Here is a 17,041-nt window from a genome sequence, read left to right as displayed (position 1 = left end):
TTCTAACGATACATTTCGAACAGAACTCCAAATACAAAAAAGCCAGTCGAATGTTTCGACTGGCTTTTCAATAGCTACTTTCCGTTTCTCGACTCACTCAAATATTATGAGCTTGGCTCTACTCGTTTCTCTTTTAGCTGATCAATCACATAACCCGGCGCCACTTTCGCAAGCTCTACTAAGCATTCGTCTGTTTTATCATTGCCGTAGCGTACGTAAATGTCACAGACGGCGTACAACTGCTCTGGAGACCCCGATATCAGATACGCTTTTTCGAATGACTTTGTCGATTTATCGATGTCTAAATCTTCTTGTAACACCCCATTGAGGTACCAGTAGTAGCTGTTGTCTTTAGCTAACTTAGCTGCTACTTCAATCTCATTGGCCGCTGCGCTCTTGTCTTCAAGGCGAACCAAAGTTAATGATTTAGAGTAATGTAGAGCTGCGTAGTCGGGTACATGTTGCAAGCCGCGATCCAATACATCGACCGCTTGTTGGTCTTTTTTCTGCGCTCGGAAATTATCAGCGTAACTTAACCAAACTTGTGGCTCTTTTTGATGCGTTTTGATGAGTTCTAGATAAACCGTTTCTGCCTTATCCCACTCGTTGTGCCAGCGAAGTACATCAGCAAACAATAATTGGTACTTTTCTGATTCTTGCGTCTCTAGGAAACTGATAAGCTCTTTTACTGGTGGCTCGATTTGTCCTTTTTGTTGTTCATCTAAGGTATTAAAGTCACGAATCAGATTTGACGTTGCCGTGTGACGAACCATGGTATCGGTGTCTTTTAACAGTGGTGAAACCAATGCCCACCGATGCTCAAGTTGGTAAGGTTCAGAACCGATCACTGCCGCTTCACGAACTTCAGGGTTTTGATCTTTTATGCCTCTAGCAACAGCCACCAGCGCGTTTTGGCTTGGGTAAGCTGCCAATTCTTGCAGCGCACCAGTACGGTTTTCGATAGACTGATTCTGATCTTGTGCCATGTAAGACAACTGTTGAATACGGGTTTGAGTGTCCGTTATTTCAAGCACTTGATTGATATTTTGTGCTGGTGCATCAACGGTTTGTTGAACGCTATTGGCTGCGATTGCTGACGTTGATAGCAATGCGGACGTTGAAACCAATAAAGCAACCGCTGTCGCTAAACTCTTCTTGATCATAGTATTACCTTAAGTTGGAGAACTTAGCCCGTCCCTAGACTCATATCTGATTAAATTTCGTTAGGATCGATAACTCTAAACCTAGAACTTGACTTAAAACTTTGTCTCAAACGTCGTTTGTTTTGCCAGTTCTGCTCGACGCGCCATCATCACAGAATCACTGTACTTACCATGAGCAACGGGGTGTCTCATCGCACGCGCGATATACGCCATCGATTTATCAACATGAGAAAAGAACTTGTGCCAGCCCGCGCATAAATAGTTCAATCCCGGCTCACCTGCACGAGTTTTGATAAAGCGGTTTTTAGGGCATTCACCATGACAAGCAAACTTGTAGTCACATTGCTGACACTGGCTCGTCAGTGTGCGTGATTTAGCGAAACCAAATTTTTGTTGTGGTGCGCTGTATGCTAGGTCATCAAGCTTCTCGTGATGGATGTTGCCAATTTTATATTCAGGGTAAACATAGTGGTCACAAGAGAACACATCGCCGTTTGGTTCCATCGCCAAGCCCTTACCGCAAATCTCATTCAGGGTACAAAGCGGGTTCGGGCGACCAATCCACGTTTCTAAGCTCGCTTCAAAATATTGAACAAACACTTTACCGATGTCTTGCTTCGCCCACTCATCAAACACCGCAATCAGGAAGTTGCCCCACGCTAAGTCCGATACACACCATGATTCCATGATCGAATCTTTATGACCCGGGATAAGACGCTTGTCACCTTGCTTGAGTTGCTCACTAACTTGAGAGGTTTGCGGCGCAACGGTTCTAAAGGTTTTCTGTTCTACGATAGGAATAAACTGCATTTGTGGAGACTTCACCACGTCACGTAAGAAGCGATACACTTCTAAGGCGTTTTGACTGGTCAGGTTATTCACACAGGTTAGCGTTGCGAATTTAACTTGGTGTTTGTGCAACAGCTCGACAGCAGCCATCACTTGTTTGAATGTGCCACGACCCGCGCGGTTGGTACGGTAAGCGTTGTGCAGCATTTCAGGGCCATCAATACTTAAACCGATCAGGAAGTTGTTCTTTGCTAAGAATCGACCCCAATCGTCATTCAATAATGTGCCATTAGTTTGTAGGTCATTTGAAATTAACACACCTTCAGGCTGATACTTTTTCTGTAGCTCAACCACACGCTCAAAATAAGCCAAACCTAACATAGTCGGTTCGCCGCCCTGCCATGAGAAGATAATTTCAGGCGTATTTTGACCTTCGATGTATTGTCGGATGTAAGTCTCTAGCGTCTCATCATCCATTCTTGGAGAACTGCCTTTCTTGTACTCCAACAAATCTTGCTTACTTAGGTAATAACAATATTTACAGTCAATGTTGCACGCTGCGCCAATCGGCTTAGCCATAACATGCAGGCGCTTAGACGCTTTACCGTTATATTGTGGACCTTGAGTAATGTGCATGATTTACCTACCTATCTTAGTGTCTTGTTCCCATCATAATTCCGAATTAAGTCAGTGGCATGTTATACCCTTTATAACCAATAGGAATGACCAAAAACGTTAGAATCACACCCTATTTCGAACATTTGAGGCACGTGATGAAATTTATCAATTACAAACATTTAGCAGCAGTTAGCGGCGTCACCATGACTATTTTCCTAAGCGGCTGTGCAAGCGTGCCTACACACCCTATCGCTCAAAAAATTGACCAAGAGATGGTGTTGGTTGAAGGCGGAACATTCACCATGGGTTCAAACAACCCGGAAGCGACCAAAGCAGAACGACCAGCCCGTGAAGTAACTGTAGATAGTTTCTACATTGCGAAGTTTGAGGTGACTCAAGAATTGTTTGAATCGGTGATGGGTTCATCTCTCAGTTATTTCCAAAACCCACAAGTTCCGGTCAATAACCTTAGCTGGCAACAAGCGAACTATTTCGTTGAGCAGTTGAATGAATTAACGGGTGAAGAATACCGCCTACCGACTGAAGCGGAATGGGAATTTGCAGCGAAGGGTGGCAACAAAAGCAAAGACTATACTTACAGTGGTTCCAACAACTTAGATGATGTTGCGTGGTACTCAGCAAATTCGAAAAATAGCGCGCATCCTGTAGGGTTAAAAAAGCCAAATGAACTAGGCTTATATGACATGACAGGAAACGTTGGTGAATTTGTCATTGATGCTTTCGATGACACCTTCTACAGATTCGGGCCAACAGACAATCCAAATAACGCTAAACACAGCGACGTAGGCTTATCGCACAAGTCTGTTCGCGGTGGCAGTTTTGCTTATGACGAAAATGAATCAGAAAGTTACCGTCGTGATTTCGCAAGCCAATCCATCACCATGTCGGACATGGGACTGCGGTTGGTTAAAGATACGAACTAGATACGTGAATAACCCTATCTCAACGTTAAAAATCTGACCACACGTTAGAACGCTACGGCAACAGTGAATAAGGAAACCCTATGCAATACACCAAGCTTTCAGGACTTACACTCGCGTTACTCTGCGCTCTTCCTGCATCGGCTGCAGAAAAGCCAGACCTTGTCCTTCAAATCACGGTTGATGGTCTACGCGCTGACCTCATTGAACGATACAAGCATAATTTTGGTGAAGGTGGCTTTCGCTACTTAATGGATGACGGTACTTATTACACCAATGCGAACTACCAACACGGCAACACAGAAACCATTGTTGGCCATGTGTCGCTTGCAACAGGCGCTCCACCTAGCGTACATGGTATGGTAGGTAACGTTTGGTATGACCGTAGCGAAGAACGCTTGGTGTATAACGTAGAAGATGGCAACTACAAAATGCTGACTTCTGGCGCGGGTGTCGACAAAGCCACCGAGATTGACCCAACACAGAAGACAGCGCAAGGTGACGGTCGTTCTCCGGAGCCAATACTCGCCACCACTTTTGGTGACGAGCTGACGATTTCCAATAGTGGCAAATCAAAAGTGTTCGGCGTATCAGTGAAAGACCGCGGTGCTATCTCATTGGCAGGACACAGTGGTAAAGCCTTCTGGTTCTCCAAAGCACAATCTGAATTCGTCACGAGTAACTATTACTACGACGAGTATCCAGACTGGGTATCACGCTGGAACGAGAAAGCGATTGCTGCTCAGTATTCCAAACAAAAGTGGGAGCTCTCATTACCGCGTGATAAATACACGTTGCAAGAAAATGATACCGAACACAAAGTGAAACTCGGTGATTTCCAACGCACCTTCCCTCACCCATACGGCCCGGCAAGCTACAAGTACTACAGCACAACGCTAACCGTGAGCCCTGCTGGTGACGAGATCACGGAAAACTTCGCTAGCACCTTGTTGATGCAAGAGAAGCTTGGTCAAGGTGACGTGACTGATTATCTGTCAGTGAGTTTCTCATCAAACGACTACGTGGTACACCTTTATGGCCCTGAAAGCCTAGAAACAGAAGACAACCTTATCCGACTTGATAAGACTCTCGCTAAGCTTTTCAAAACCGTCGACAACCAAGTTGGGTTAGAGAACACCTTAATCGTCTTGTCTGCCGATCACGGTGTTCCTGAATCTTCACCTGCGGCAAATGCTCTAGGTTTCAGTCAAGCTCAGTACTTCGACAAAGACGCACTACTATCGAGTGGTGTAGAGAAACGATTAAAAGATGATTTTGGCTTAACCAAAGACGCAATTCGTTTGTACGCTCAGCCTTATATCTATCTTAATCACGACTTAATCGCTCAGAAGAAACTGGATCTGGCTAAGGTACAAGAAGCCATTGCTGATGAAATTGCCAAAGTGAAAGGCGTTGCGTTTGCGGTATCAAGCAGTGATATTGCAGCAAACCGAGTCCCTGACACTCATGTGATGCAGCTCATCAAAAACAACTACCACCCCGCTCGTTCAGGCGATGTGTATGTGGTATTTGATCCGCGTAGCTACATTAACGATATGGAAGGCCTGCAAATTGCCTCGACTCATGGTTCCCCTTGGAAATACGACACGCACGTGCCAGTGATTTTCGCAGGTTATGATGTGGACGCTAAGAAGGTTTCACGTCCAATCACACCATACGATATTGCACCGACGCTTTCGAACAAACTCGGAATCACTCAACCAAGTGGTTCGATTGGGCAAGTGCTAGAAGAGATTACTGACTAATCACAATTATTAGGTTTGTGAACCAAACATGCTCACAGAGTCTCTAACATAAAAAAGAGCCGCTTATTCTGATTAAACTGAATAAGCGGCTCTTTTTATCATGCAGGATAGATTGAATCGTGCTTAATTCTTTCCTGAGTAACGAAACGCTTCTCTGGTGAGTTGGTTCAACTGGTCGTCATTCATCTTATTGTGCACAACCGTGATACGACCTAAATATACCAGCGGAACTTCAGCTTCTCTCTCTTCTAAATGAAACTTGATCGCTTCAGCAGTCGCTACACCAAGGTCATCACTCATGCGCATTGGTGTTGCATCTAACTCATCAGAGCGAATCTTCTCGATCTCTATCGCTGTGCCGCCCCAACCCGTTACATAGATCTCAGACAACATATCAGCTTGGTTTAACGCATCGACCGCCCCCATGGTCATCGCCGTATTGGCATTATGAACCATGGTCACCTCAGGGAAGTTACCTAGCACTAATCGGATCCCGTCTGCGCCGCCTATTTTTTGATATTGCCCAAAATGCTCATAAACCGTTAACCAGTCACCTTTCTCTTCCACGCAATCAATGAAGCCTTGTGAACGTTGAGTGTCCGTGATTCCCGGGATCCCGCGATTGGCAGAGAACTCGACTTCACTCCCCAACTCTTGCACCACATGGTCACACAGCACTTCCGCGCCCATTGCACTTGAGAAGTCAAACCAACTGTCTGGTTGATGTTTCCATTGTTCATTTGGCGTGTGAAATGCCCAAATAAAGGTTTTGAATTCTGTCGAAGCCGATAGCTTTTGAATGTTCTGAGCTTGTATTCCCAGTTCAGAAGGGCCAAAAATCACGAAGTCATAAGGTGTGTCAGCATTCAACACTTGATCCGTATATTGAGTCTGCAAAGAGTGCTCAATTTGTCTTGAGGTAAACTCGCTGATCTCGAATGGCAACTCTAAAGCGATCAACCTTTCCTTCAATGCAGTGTAATTTCGTCTCCAAAAGTCAGAAATATCTGCACTTGGGTAAATTAGGGCAATTCTGACCGGTTTCTCAACCGACATTGGTGCTAACGAAATCGGCTCGCCACTCACAGTCTCTTGAAATTTTTCGAGTTTCTTTACATCTGAGTCCGACCTTACCCCATCAGCGTATACGTCAAAAGGAAGGATAAAACAAGCTGTCAGTAGGGCTGGTAATACGTTTTTATAAATTTGACCCGGCATAACTGTTACCAAATGTTTGAATGTTTATTAACAATATTATAAATATATAGCGATAATAATTTAAAGCGTTTTATAACCCTTATGAATAAAACAGTGTATTTTGCGAGTTTGTTGCTCGCTACTACTTGCAACTCACCGAGTTTTGCGGGTAATCCTGAGAACAATTTCTTCCATTACGCAGAAGAAAAAGTGATGCGTGCGGTTTCCAACCAACGAACCTGGGATGGTCCAACACAAGGTCCAGCAGTGCGTCATGAAAAGAACGTTATTTTCGTCGCGTCTGATTTACGTAATGGTGGCGTATATGGCGTTGGCAAAGGCATATCTGAAGCCATCTCTAACATCAATTGGCACCTTAGGTTCATTGATGGTTTGGGTTCTGAAGTGCGTCAAGGTGCCGCGATCCGAAAAGCAATCGGTTTTGAGCCCGATGCCATTGTTTTAGGTGGCATTGACGCGGTTCGTCACAAAACCATTTTGAAACAAGCAGAAGATCTCGGGATTGTTGTCATCGGATGGCACGCGACGGAGCTTGTTGGCGGAAACCCAGAGATCGGCTTATACACCAACATCACTACTGACCCGCTTGATGTGGCTGAGGTAGCAGCCCTGCTCGCCATCGTCAACTCCAAGGGTCAAGCTAAGACCGTGGTGTTTACCGACCCTAATTATGAAATCGCGATGATCAAAGCCAACGCCATGGTTAACACCATCAAGCGTTGCAGCAATTGTGATGTCCTTGAGCTCAACTACCTGCCTTTAGACAAAATTGCTGAGCAAATGCCCGCGACATTGAAAGACCTTGATAACAAGTACGACGATAAAATCACTCACATATTGGCCATCAACGACTTGTACATCGACTATGCGATACCTTCTTTGGAGTCGAGCCTTGAAGAGTTAAAAATGATCCCGCGGAACATATCTGCAGGTGATGGCAGCAAAGCGGCCTACAAAAGAATCTATAGCGGACAATTCCAACTGGCAACCGTTCCTGAGCCCTTATATTTACAAGGTTGGCAGATTGTTGACGAGCTCAACCGAGCCTTCAATCAAATGCCTCCTAGTGGCTACTCTGCCCCTGTACACCTCGTTACACCGGGTAATGTTGAAGAGCTTATTAGCCAGTCAGACAAAGGCATCTATGACCCTAAAAATGGCTACCGTGAAGCGTATCTGAAAATTTGGAAGCCGCAATGAAACTACCTCAGATCAACATCACCCAAAGGCTCATTATTTCGAATCTGGTTTCGCTTTTGATTGTGAGCCTTGCGGTCATCATGGTGATCCGCTCACTCTATTACGTCGAGTCGACGCTCAAAACGGAAACCTCAACACACGTGTCAGATCTGATTGTTAACTCTGAAATCAGTCGTCGCGTATTTACATTAACCTCTCGTGTGAAGTTACTGGAGCAAACCTTTCTGTTCAGTGAAACCACCTTGTCTGAGGAAGCATTCAACGTTGATTTCCAACTGCAACGCTTGAGAGATTTGTCGACCAACGAAGGTTTCTCGCAAAAGATCGATGCCTTTATCGATAACTTCCATCGTTTCTTAGGCAGTTCGCTAGCACTGAATCGAATCCTCAAGCAAACCAATCAAATCGATGCTGCATTAGCCGAGCAACTTAATCAACTCGAATTTGCGATAGCCGACAGCAAGCTTAGGCACTTAGACCAACCTAATTTCATCCGTTATATCAATGAATTAGATCTCATCAACATGCTACGAGAGTCGTTTCTCACCTCAGGAAAAATGGTCGGTGACATTCACAGCCGCATCACGCCAGAAACGGAGAAAGTACTGCTTATCGAGGTCGAGAAAGAGCTCGATATCTTCTTACTCCACTTAGAAAATGTTGATATAGGAACGGCTGTGGTTATCGCAGAGAAGAAACGAATCCACCGTACCGTGAAGCGATACAACGCCGCGTTAAAACGGATTCGCGCTAATCTGGAACAACGTTGGTTGGTGATGGCTTCGCTATTAGAGGCGCAAGGTGACTTGTTAGAGATGGTAGAAAACACAGAGTCACGCGTACAGAGCCAAGCCTTAGCACTAACCGACCAGCTTGAAAAAGAGATTGGTCTATCAAGACTGAACGCCATTGTTATTAGCTTTTCAGCCGTCGTGTTGTCGATGTTGCTGGTTAACCACGTGGTGAGACATCATATTCGACAACCGCTCAATGCGCTGAGACATGGCTTCGACCGTTTAGAATCCGGTAGCCTCAAGAATCCTATCAATTTGGGCAGAAGTGACGAGTGGTCTCACTTGGAAAAAGCCTATAACAACATGGCTTCAAGGCTGTCTGAGGCCTATCTCGACCTCACTGAAGAGAAGAAGAACTTCGACTTTCTAGCACATCACGATCCGTTGACTAATTTGGCTAATAGATTGTTAGCAACCAAGCAGTTAGATAAAGAAATTAAGATCTCAAGCGAGAACCAAGCGCCCTTTTTATTGTTTTATCTCGATATTGATGAGTTCAAAACGATCAATGATTCGTTAGGTCACGCACCTGGAGACAACTTGCTGGTTAACGTTTCTGACATCCTTAGCAATCTCGTCGGAGATAAGGGGTTTGTGGCTAGAATGGGCGGCGACGAGTTCTTGGTTGTGTATTCGAACGTTGGTTTAGAAGAAGGTGAACCCATCGCTGATCGCCTAAACCAAGCATTAAGAAAGCCTTACTATATTGATGATAACTCTATCTTCGTTTCAGCAAGTATTGGGGTATGTGAGTACCCTACTCACGGCTTAGATCGTGAAACCTTAATTAGAAACGCAGACACCGCTATGTATCACGCAAAACGTAACGGTAGAGATCAATACAGAGTCTATGCTGATGAAATGACCCATGAAGTCAATGACTTAATTGAAACAAACATGGGGCTTCATCAAGCCATTGCAAACGACGAACTGGAAGTCTTCTTCCAACCAAAAGTCGACTTGGATTCTCAAGACATCATCGGAGCCGAGGCTCTCATTCGCTGGCGTCACCCCAAACTTGGATTGCTTCCACCTATCGATTTTCTTGAAGTCGCAGAGAAAAGCGATCTTATTATCGACATCGATAAGTGGGTATTTAAGAAGGTTGCCAACCTGATCACCGAATGGCAACGCTCAGGTATCGACCTACAAGGTGTGATTTTCTCTATCAACTTCTCAGCAAGAATGTTCTATATGACTGACCTCGCAGAGCAGCTACAAGTGATACTGGATGAAACAGATTGCCAGCCACATCAACTGCTTCTTGAAATCACTGAAAGAGACATGATGCGAGATTTCGAAACCTGCTCAAGAACCATAGAGGTACTTCACTCGAAGGGTTATAAGATTGCGATTGATGACTTTGGTACAGGCTATTCATCGCTGTCGGTATTGAAGAATCTATCTGCTGATTGCGTCAAACTCGACCGAAGCTTTATTGAAGACATTAACTCATCCAAGGTCGATTACGAGATCACATGTGCTGTATTAAAGCTTGCACAAATTCTGAATTTCTCGGTGATTGCCGAAGGGCTTGAAACGCAGAACCACGTAAAGACTCTGCGCCAAATAGGTTGTAAATACGCGCAAGGCTATTTCTTTGCAAGGCCGTTGCCGACTGATGATTGGGTGTCTTACTTCTTGCTTAACTCTGAGCAGAGCCAAAAAGAGGCTTAGTGTCTGTTCCTTAAGTTAATTAAGTTTCAGTGAGTTAAGTTCCTTCACAGATTTTTGACTGAATAAGTGTAGCCTTCGGGCTGCCCTACCGGCCAAGCAGCCGTAACAAAAAGCAACTTCAAAGATCGCACCAGTAAAGCAGCTTTTACCTATAGTCAAAGTGCCACTGTGTTGGCTTTCTTTCCATTTAAAATCGCGCGAATGCTTTCAATGGCTATGTCCTTGTATAGGCTAACTTGATAACTCTTTTGCTGCTGCTTTGATCTTAGCTCGTAACCACTTATGGCTTGGTTCATTAGTACGGCTTGGATGCCAAATCATACACATCTCCAGGTCTTCCAACTCGAAGGGTAATGGCAGTGTTTTGACCGCGTACTTTTCAGCAAAACAACGCACCGATGAAATAGGCATTACACCGATGTACTCAGAGCCTTCGATAACAGGAAGCATCTCAACAACACCTGCAGCACGATAGACTATTCTACGTTTCTCTAGATCACTGTAGTGTTCAGAGCTCAATAAGCTTTTGCGCGCATGCCACCTAGAGACCACCACATGTTCGAGTGCTAAGAACTGTTCCATATCGATTGTATCGCCAACAGTAGGGTGATCACTACTACACACCACGACCAGCTCCTCTGTAGAAATCACCTCATGCTTAAGCATGGTTCTTCCTTTTGGCGTCATATCGACAATCACATCGTGTCTTTGGAGCCTTAAATCAGACTCGTAATCTTCCGTAAACAGAGGGTGAACTTCGAGTGCGATACCGGGTGCAACCTGGCTGATTAACTGCATCACTCTTGGCATCATTTCATAGCTAGCCGCCGAGACGCAGGCAATAGAAAACACGCGGCCTGAGGTTTTAGGATCGAAGTCTCTTGATGCGGATAAGGTAGACGTAAAGTTTTTAAGCGCAGCGGCCATTGCAGGGTAGATATCAATAGCGAATGTGGTTGGCTCTACGCCTGATGTGGTGCGGTGAAACAATGGCTCATCATAGATATCTCTCAACCTTGCAAGTGCTTTACTCACTGCTGGTTGGCTTATATCCATGCGATTAGCAGCCCTAGATAAGTTCTGTTCTTCATAGATAGCAACAAATATAGGAATTAGATTTAGTTCGGTACTTTTCATACAGTTCCATATTAAAGAAGCAGGTTCCCCATAGTAGAGAACCTGCCGATTATGTTCGATGCGAATAACTAAAGTTTGCTACTTAGTTCTATCTTTTAAGTCTGGCAAGGCTTTAGGGATTTTCAAGCGGGCGAAAATCGAACGAGAATGCCTTGAGTCTGTTTGAGTACTGGGCAGGCTACGTAACTCTCTCCACAAGCGAGTAAATACGTTTTTATCTTCACGCCCTTGTTGGAGCGCTTCGCTGTCTTCCACCCAACGTTTTTGTCCATTCAATTTACCAAGTTTCACTTTACCCAGTTCTAACTGAGTCGTTTCAGTTCGTAACTCTCGATAGATAAAGGTTCTCAATGCAGACCAATTACCTTGCTTGAGTAAACGACGGAATACCAACCAACTCGGTGTTGGTCGGTTCTTGTAATAGCGCATCAAAGAAACAAATAGCGCAACGCACAACACTAATGCCAAACCTACGCTGATAAAGACCGACATATAAGCCTTGATGAAAGATTGGAGCGTGTGCTTGGCTTCAAACACCTCACCTTTTATGACAACGCTTTCAAGACGTTGATTCTTACTGTCCCACCACTGGAATGAAAAATCCGGCAAGATAAATTCGCCACCTTGTTGAATCACATAAACCGTTTCTTCGATGCGGCTAGAACGGTAATCACCACGCTCTTGTGTATCGTCTAAACGATTAGGCTGTGGGTAAGCTTGATATTGCTGAGTCGCTTCATTGGACAACACATCTGGCAGTAACACAGACAAGCTGTCTTTCGCTTTAATCGTAACCGTGCGTGTAACCGCATCGCCAACTTTCAAGTTTTCATTCGAACGTTGCCACTGCTGTTCAACATCCACATCGGTTGCAGAAAACCAAGGCGATTCATCACTTAACAAACCTGAAGGTAATGAAGCTTCAAACTTAATGGGTTGCGTATAAAGTGTGCCACCAACGTTTGAACCATCAGGCGCTGACACTTGAATTCGAACAGGCACAGTAGGAATGACGAATTCGCCCGAAGTCATCGGATAAAGCGTCACTTCCCAGCGTTGGCGTGACCATGTTGTGCCGCCCACTCGTTCCGTGTAGTTCGTCGCCAGCTGGTTGCGCTGCTTAGCAATAACATTCGGGATTTCGATGCTGCCAATTCGGGTTCCCCCAGTTAGCCAACGCGGTGTCGCCACCTCAATGTTCAGAATCACTTGTTCATTAACGCTAACTTTCGTAGGCGTAATCTTGTCGCCAGACTTCGGTTTTTCTCCGACCCAAGCGATCAATTCGACATCGCCAGTCCTCTGCAGGTCATAAATATCAGCCGCAGAAGCAAGTGTAGAAAAAGCAGTGCTAAACAGTAGAACTAGCGACACAAACAAGGCCTTCGTTAGTCTAAAAGACTCCGAGCGCCCTGCTTTTTCTAGAAGCACTGCAAGAGTTAAATCAACTCGACTCATTGTGTTTGCTCCTGTTTTGAAGACTGTTCGATGGAAGGTGCAGGATCTCTTAACTGAATTTGGAACTTGGACTTCAAGAAGAACTTAGGATCCGCTTCAACGCGTTTTAACCACTTGTCGGCAAGCTCTTGGCTGCCTAAGATTTCATTGGCATTAAGCGTTTCCTTAAGCATCAATTCCGCTACCGTTTCTTCTTCAGCTCCATCTCCCGTTCGAGGCTGATCGTCTTCGAGTTCTAAAGACTCCTCAGGGCCATCTGTGGTTCCAGACTGGCTTTCACTGGTTCGGTTTACCTCTTCGACAATTCCACTAAGCACAGCAAGATTGTTCTCCACATCCGTTCTTAGTTCTGGTGACAGATCCTCTTTCTCGCTTAATGATTTCAAAAGGTCTCGTGCCGCAAGGTATTCACGCTGTCTGGCTAACGCACTGGCTGCATTGTATAAGCCAAGGTCAGTTTTGGTTTGCAAAAATGCACTGTGAGCTAACTTAAAATCACGAGCATAGTAATAAGCCGCGCCCTTTCTCATTGGATCCTTAAAATGCTTGGCCGCTTCAAGATATTCCTTCTGATTCAATAAACGTTGCCCTTGTTGATCAGGCGTTAGCCATAAGTCCCACCACCATTGAGCTGTTTTATCCCAAGCTGTAAGCGGCTCCACCACGACTGGTTTCTCAGCAGTTAAATTGACTGTTTTCGCCAAAGTGCTTGGTGAATAGATGCTACCTGAAATCACTAGACCAACGACACACCACTGTACCAACCACCCTTTTCTGAACCACAACAACATGATGATTGCCATTGGAATAAGCAGGCCATATCCCATGTCTTTCCAAGGCATTGAAGACTCACCATTCAGTTGCATGTTTCTTTCAACCGCTTGATTGAGTTGTTGGATATCGGAGTTATCAACGATCACTTCGATCAGTCGTCCACCCGTCTTGCTCGCTAGGCTGCGCAATGAATCTAGGTCGACAGGGTTATCGCTCACCACATTACTGTTTCCTGCGGCTAGAATCAGCAACTGATACGGATTGTCGTTAAAGAAACTCTCGTACGCCCTAATGGTGCTTGGGTTTACACCATCAGATACCAACAGTACAGAAGAGCCTAACTCACCAGACAGTTGCTGATTAATCAGTGGCAGTGCTTCTTCTGCTGACTTACCTGATACCGGCATGATATCGGGTGTGATAGCCGCTAGAAACGGTTCGAATACCTTGCTGTCTTGAGTGACGGGCATCGCGACGTGTGCGCTGCCTGCGTAAACCACTAAGCCCGTATTACCGCCTTTCCGAGCTGCCAATAAGTCTCTAATTTTCTGCTTAGATCGTTCTAAGCGACTTGGAGGCAAATCTTTAGCAAGCATGGATTCACTGTTATCGAGGACAACCAACATCGATGCTTTATCTTCACCAAAAGGCGAAGCTTCACGCTGCCATGTTGGGCCAGAACAGATAATGATGGCGATGGTCACAATCACCATTAATAGCTTCAGTGGTAACTGTTTGCGCCAACCGGTTTCACCGATGGTTAATGCATCACGTAAATGTGCAGGCAGAATGTCTTTCCACGTTGGTTTGGTCTCTTCTCTCCAGCGAATCCACAATAGGAAAAACATCGGGATAAAGGCCAACAACCACAATGGTCGGATAAAGTGAAACTGGGTAAAGAACTGTTGCAACATGAGAGAATCAGGCATCGTTCTCTCCTTTCAAATTTTTCATTGAAGAAGCCAAAAGCGAGCGTCGGCGGATTGTTGCTAAACTAAACGCAGTCAAATACATCACAACAACAATGGCCATCAGGTAATGGTGTAATCCCTGTTTAGGACGATAAGTCGTACTCTCATACAACTGAGGCTCTAGCTCACCAATTTGAGCATAAGCTTTAGTCAATTCATCGCGATTAAGTGCTTCAAAGGCTTCACCACCAGACTCTTGAGCCACTCGTTTGATGGTTTCCATATCCAAAGCTACTTCACCAACGGTTTGTGGGTCACCCATGGCGATCACGTGAATACGAACGCCTTTCGCCTTCGCAACTTTTGCGGCATCGATAGGTTCGACAAAGCTTCCTGTGTCATTGCCATCAGTTAGTACAATCACAACTTTCTCTTTCGCGTTGGCATCAATGCTCGGGTCTTGAACTGCAGTACTTTGCTTTTCGCTTTGTTCAAACACCTTAATCGCAAGACCAATAGCATCGCCTAAGTGCGTGCTTTGCCCTGCCATCACGACATCGGTTTGATTAAGCAGTTCAAGCCATACATCTTGATCAGCCGTAAACGGTGTTTGTACAAACGCTGCATCACCAAACAAGATCAAACCGAGTCGGTCCCCTTTTCTGGTTTTCGCAAAATCGGCTAACACCTCTTTGGTCGCATCTAAACGAGAGATTTTATCGCCTTGCTTAGAGGTGAAATCTTGCTCCGCCATTGAGCCGGATAAATCGACCACCACCATCACATCACGACCCAATTGTTCACGAACCTGTGGCTCACCAAGAATGGTTGGTTTCGCTAACGCGCACACGACCAATACCCAAGTAATAATGAGCGTAGTTCGTTGCCACCAGCTTGGTGTTAACTGGCTTGCACCTTCTGACGGCGCTTCCCCAATAGCTTCAACCAATTCTCGAAAAAATGGCACCTTAATCGCCATTTGCTTAGTTCGATAAGCTGGTACGGCAAAGTAGACCAACAACGGCAGAGGTAACGCGATAAACCACAATGGGTGCGCAAATTCGAAGCTTGCAGATAAAGCATCAAACATTATCTTGCCCCTCAAACGTTACTTGTACATCCGGTTTATGAAGCTTTAGCCACATCATCGCGGTTTGAATCACCTCTAAACGCTGTTCAAAGCTCAAACGCACCTTAGGGTCGATTAAACTCTGCATCCATAGTCCCGAAACTTCATCGGCAAAGAAAGCATTGCTATTTTTACTCTCGTTAACGTTAACAGGCAGATAAGCGTTCAAACGGTTAACATATGCTTGGCCAAACAGCTTTGCATTGCTGCTGTCTAGGTAACGAAGCACCACTTTCAGTACCTTGAAGGTTCGTTCGGTAGAGTTCTTGTCTCTTGCATCCAATATCATGAGCTCTTTAAGCGCTTCTTTACGATAACGATTATTCCACCATCTCTGCGCCAAACGATAAGCCAGATAGATAGCGACCAATAACAGAATAACGCCGAGGATCTTCCAACCAATGGTTTGCGGCATCCAGCTCACGCTCTCGGGAATGGCGACATCATGTAGGTCGCGAAGGATGTAAGTACTCGGAGGGGTATGTTCAACGGTCATTAGCGCCCTCCCACCAGCTTTTGCAACTGTGATATGTGATTGCCTGACGTGTCTAGTTCGATATAAGGAAGGTTTTTCATCGCCATCAATTTAGCAAGGGATTGTTTTTGGAGTGCCGCTTTTTGGGCAAGGCTTTCACTTGCGAGGTTAACCTTAGATTGGCTATCCAGATTAAGTTGAAATCGACCATCCCCCACTACCCAGTTTGCACTTGCAAGATCGTGAGGCAGTGATTGTTCTAAGGGATCGGTGACCATAATGGCTAAGATATCGTTGTGTTGTTGCAGTTGCTTAAGGCGATCAAGGTGTTGTTCTTGGCAATCTCGCCAATCACTAATAAAGATTAAGGTCGACTGTTTTAATCTCATTCGTTTGATCAGTTCAATCCATTGACTGAATCCGACACTCTCGCTGTCACTCACACTCACGGCTAAACTTTGATTCGCTTTAGTCAGGTGTTTAAGTTGAGCGAGCAAATCAGACTGTGAGCGCTGTGCTTTGGTATGAAAGAGCTTTTGGTGCGAGGCTAAAACGAAACCGACACGGTCACCATCTTTAAGCACTCGCCACCCACACAGTGCCGCCACTTCGGCGGCTACAACGGATTTCATGGTATTTTGAGACGCAAAAAACATCGAACTGCGCTGATCAACACAGATCATCACATTACGGTCTTTCTCTTCGGTATAACTACGAACATGAGGTTTACCTGTTCGCATCGTGACTTTCCAATCGAGGTTACGAATGTCATCACCCAGTTGGTAGTGACGTAGCTCCTCGAAATTCAAACCTCGACCTCGGAACAATGAATTGTGTCTACCCGAAAGCACGCTGCCCGCCTTTAGGTGAGGCAGTAGAGAAAACGACTCAGCTTGAGCCTGTATTCGCACTAACCTTGAATAGTCGCAGTATAAGCGTGGATCAAGGCCTTGCGATTTGGGAGCTTGTGTTGGCTTCGCCATGACGCCCC

Annotated in this window: 13 protein-coding genes; 4 read left to right on the top strand and 9 right to left on the bottom strand. The window is 45.3% G+C overall.

The annotated features are described in order from the left end of the window. Nucleotides 1-104: 104 nt before the first annotated feature. Together CWO13_RS08265 and CWO13_RS08260 are read right to left on the bottom strand one after the other, a co-directional pair. Nucleotides 105-1,163, bottom strand: coding sequence for a hypothetical protein (locus tag CWO13_RS08265; RefSeq protein ID WP_108082775.1), 1,059 nt, complete (start codon nt 1,161-1,163; stop codon nt 105-107). 93 nt (nt 1,164-1,256) lie between these two features. After that, the gene (locus tag CWO13_RS08260; RefSeq protein ID WP_108082774.1) at nt 1,257-2,588 is read right to left on the bottom strand and encodes an anaerobic sulfatase maturase; all 1,332 of its coding nucleotides are present in this window, start codon (nt 2,586-2,588) and stop codon (nt 1,257-1,259) included. Nucleotides 2,589-2,725: 137 nt separating this feature from the next. On the opposite strand from CWO13_RS08260, the gene CWO13_RS08255 reads away from it, so the two are divergent. Then, nucleotides 2,726-3,514 (top strand): formylglycine-generating enzyme family protein, encoded by a 789-nt coding sequence (locus CWO13_RS08255; RefSeq protein WP_108082773.1) that lies wholly within the window; start codon nt 2,726-2,728, stop codon nt 3,512-3,514. An 80-nt stretch (nt 3,515-3,594) separates the two neighbouring features. Then, nucleotides 3,595-5,277: an alkaline phosphatase family protein gene (locus tag CWO13_RS08250; RefSeq protein WP_108082772.1), complete on the top strand. Its 1,683-nt coding sequence runs from the start codon at nt 3,595-3,597 to the stop codon at nt 5,275-5,277. A gap of 123 nt (nt 5,278-5,400) precedes the next feature. On the opposite strand, the gene CWO13_RS08245 is transcribed toward CWO13_RS08250, so the two are convergent. Continuing rightward, nucleotides 5,401-6,495 carry a substrate-binding domain-containing protein gene (locus CWO13_RS08245; RefSeq protein ID WP_102431209.1) on the bottom strand — a complete coding sequence of 365 codons (1,095 nt, stop codon included), beginning with the start codon at nt 6,493-6,495 and terminating at the stop codon, nt 5,401-5,403. 81 nt (nt 6,496-6,576) lie between these two features. Here CWO13_RS08245 and CWO13_RS08240 point away from each other — a divergent pair, with 81 nt between their 5' ends. Next, nucleotides 6,577-7,695, top strand: coding sequence for a substrate-binding domain-containing protein (locus tag CWO13_RS08240; RefSeq protein ID WP_102479200.1), 1,119 nt, complete (start codon nt 6,577-6,579; stop codon nt 7,693-7,695). Then, nucleotides 7,692-10,166 carry a putative bifunctional diguanylate cyclase/phosphodiesterase gene (locus CWO13_RS08235; RefSeq protein WP_108082771.1) on the top strand — a complete coding sequence of 825 codons (2,475 nt, stop codon included), beginning with the start codon at nt 7,692-7,694 and terminating at the stop codon, nt 10,164-10,166. The genes CWO13_RS08240 and CWO13_RS08235 overlap by 4 nt, the downstream gene beginning before the upstream one ends. A gap of 231 nt (nt 10,167-10,397) precedes the next feature. Here the strand turns inward: CWO13_RS08235 and CWO13_RS08230 are convergent, their stop codons facing one another. The 6 genes from CWO13_RS08230 to CWO13_RS08205 form a co-directional block, all read right to left on the bottom strand. Then, nucleotides 10,398-11,303: a LysR family transcriptional regulator gene (locus CWO13_RS08230; RefSeq protein ID WP_102431212.1), complete on the bottom strand. Its 906-nt coding sequence runs from the start codon at nt 11,301-11,303 to the stop codon at nt 10,398-10,400. 78 nt (nt 11,304-11,381) lie between these two features. Then, nucleotides 11,382-12,761, bottom strand: coding sequence for a BatD family protein (locus CWO13_RS08225; protein WP_108082770.1), 1,380 nt, complete (start codon nt 12,759-12,761; stop codon nt 11,382-11,384). Beyond that, nucleotides 12,758-14,464: a vWA domain-containing protein gene (locus tag CWO13_RS08220; protein ID WP_108082769.1), complete on the bottom strand. Its 1,707-nt coding sequence runs from the start codon at nt 14,462-14,464 to the stop codon at nt 12,758-12,760. The genes CWO13_RS08225 and CWO13_RS08220 overlap by 4 nt, the downstream gene beginning before the upstream one ends. Next, nucleotides 14,457-15,536 carry a vWA domain-containing protein gene (locus CWO13_RS08215; RefSeq protein WP_108082768.1) on the bottom strand — a complete coding sequence of 360 codons (1,080 nt, stop codon included), beginning with the start codon at nt 15,534-15,536 and terminating at the stop codon, nt 14,457-14,459. Before CWO13_RS08215 ends, CWO13_RS08220 begins: the two co-directional genes overlap by 8 nt. Continuing rightward, nucleotides 15,529-16,071 (bottom strand): DUF4381 domain-containing protein, encoded by a 543-nt coding sequence (locus CWO13_RS08210; RefSeq protein ID WP_107898851.1) that lies wholly within the window; start codon nt 16,069-16,071, stop codon nt 15,529-15,531. Before CWO13_RS08210 ends, CWO13_RS08215 begins: the two co-directional genes overlap by 8 nt. Next, complete coding sequence (locus CWO13_RS08205; protein ID WP_107898850.1) at nt 16,071-17,033, bottom strand: DUF58 domain-containing protein; 963 nt, start codon at nt 17,031-17,033, stop codon at nt 16,071-16,073. Before CWO13_RS08205 ends, CWO13_RS08210 begins: the two co-directional genes overlap by 1 nt. Between the last annotated feature and the right edge of the window lie 8 nt (nt 17,034-17,041).

This window comes from Vibrio sp. ZF 223 (assembly GCF_003050585.1).
GTDB lineage: Bacteria > Pseudomonadota > Gammaproteobacteria > Enterobacterales > Vibrionaceae > Vibrio > Vibrio crassostreae.
This window is presented reverse-complemented; position numbering and strand designations above follow the sequence as displayed.

Excerpts from the sequence above, each read along its gene's own strand:
- CWO13_RS08265 (WP_108082775.1), bottom strand. The coding sequence starts at position 1,163 with ATGATCAAGAAGAGTTTAGCGACAGCGGTTGCTTTATTGGTTTCAACG.
- CWO13_RS08260 (WP_108082774.1), bottom strand. The coding sequence starts at position 2,588 with ATGCACATTACTCAAGGTCCACAATATAACGGTAAAGCGTCTAAGCGC.
- CWO13_RS08255 (WP_108082773.1), top strand. The coding sequence starts at position 2,726 with ATGAAATTTATCAATTACAAACATTTAGCAGCAGTTAGCGGCGTCACC.
- CWO13_RS08250 (WP_108082772.1), top strand. The coding sequence starts at position 3,595 with ATGCAATACACCAAGCTTTCAGGACTTACACTCGCGTTACTCTGCGCT.
- CWO13_RS08245 (WP_102431209.1), bottom strand. The coding sequence starts at position 6,495 with ATGCCGGGTCAAATTTATAAAAACGTATTACCAGCCCTACTGACAGCT.
- CWO13_RS08240 (WP_102479200.1), top strand. The coding sequence starts at position 6,577 with ATGAATAAAACAGTGTATTTTGCGAGTTTGTTGCTCGCTACTACTTGC.
- CWO13_RS08235 (WP_108082771.1), top strand. The coding sequence starts at position 7,692 with ATGAAACTACCTCAGATCAACATCACCCAAAGGCTCATTATTTCGAAT.
- CWO13_RS08230 (WP_102431212.1), bottom strand. The coding sequence starts at position 11,303 with ATGAAAAGTACCGAACTAAATCTAATTCCTATATTTGTTGCTATCTAT.
- CWO13_RS08225 (WP_108082770.1), bottom strand. The coding sequence starts at position 12,761 with ATGAGTCGAGTTGATTTAACTCTTGCAGTGCTTCTAGAAAAAGCAGGG.
- CWO13_RS08220 (WP_108082769.1), bottom strand. The coding sequence starts at position 14,464 with ATGCCTGATTCTCTCATGTTGCAACAGTTCTTTACCCAGTTTCACTTT.
- CWO13_RS08215 (WP_108082768.1), bottom strand. The coding sequence starts at position 15,536 with ATGTTTGATGCTTTATCTGCAAGCTTCGAATTTGCGCACCCATTGTGG.
- CWO13_RS08210 (WP_107898851.1), bottom strand. The coding sequence starts at position 16,071 with ATGACCGTTGAACATACCCCTCCGAGTACTTACATCCTTCGCGACCTA.
- CWO13_RS08205 (WP_107898850.1), bottom strand. The coding sequence starts at position 17,033 with ATGGCGAAGCCAACACAAGCTCCCAAATCGCAAGGCCTTGATCCACGC.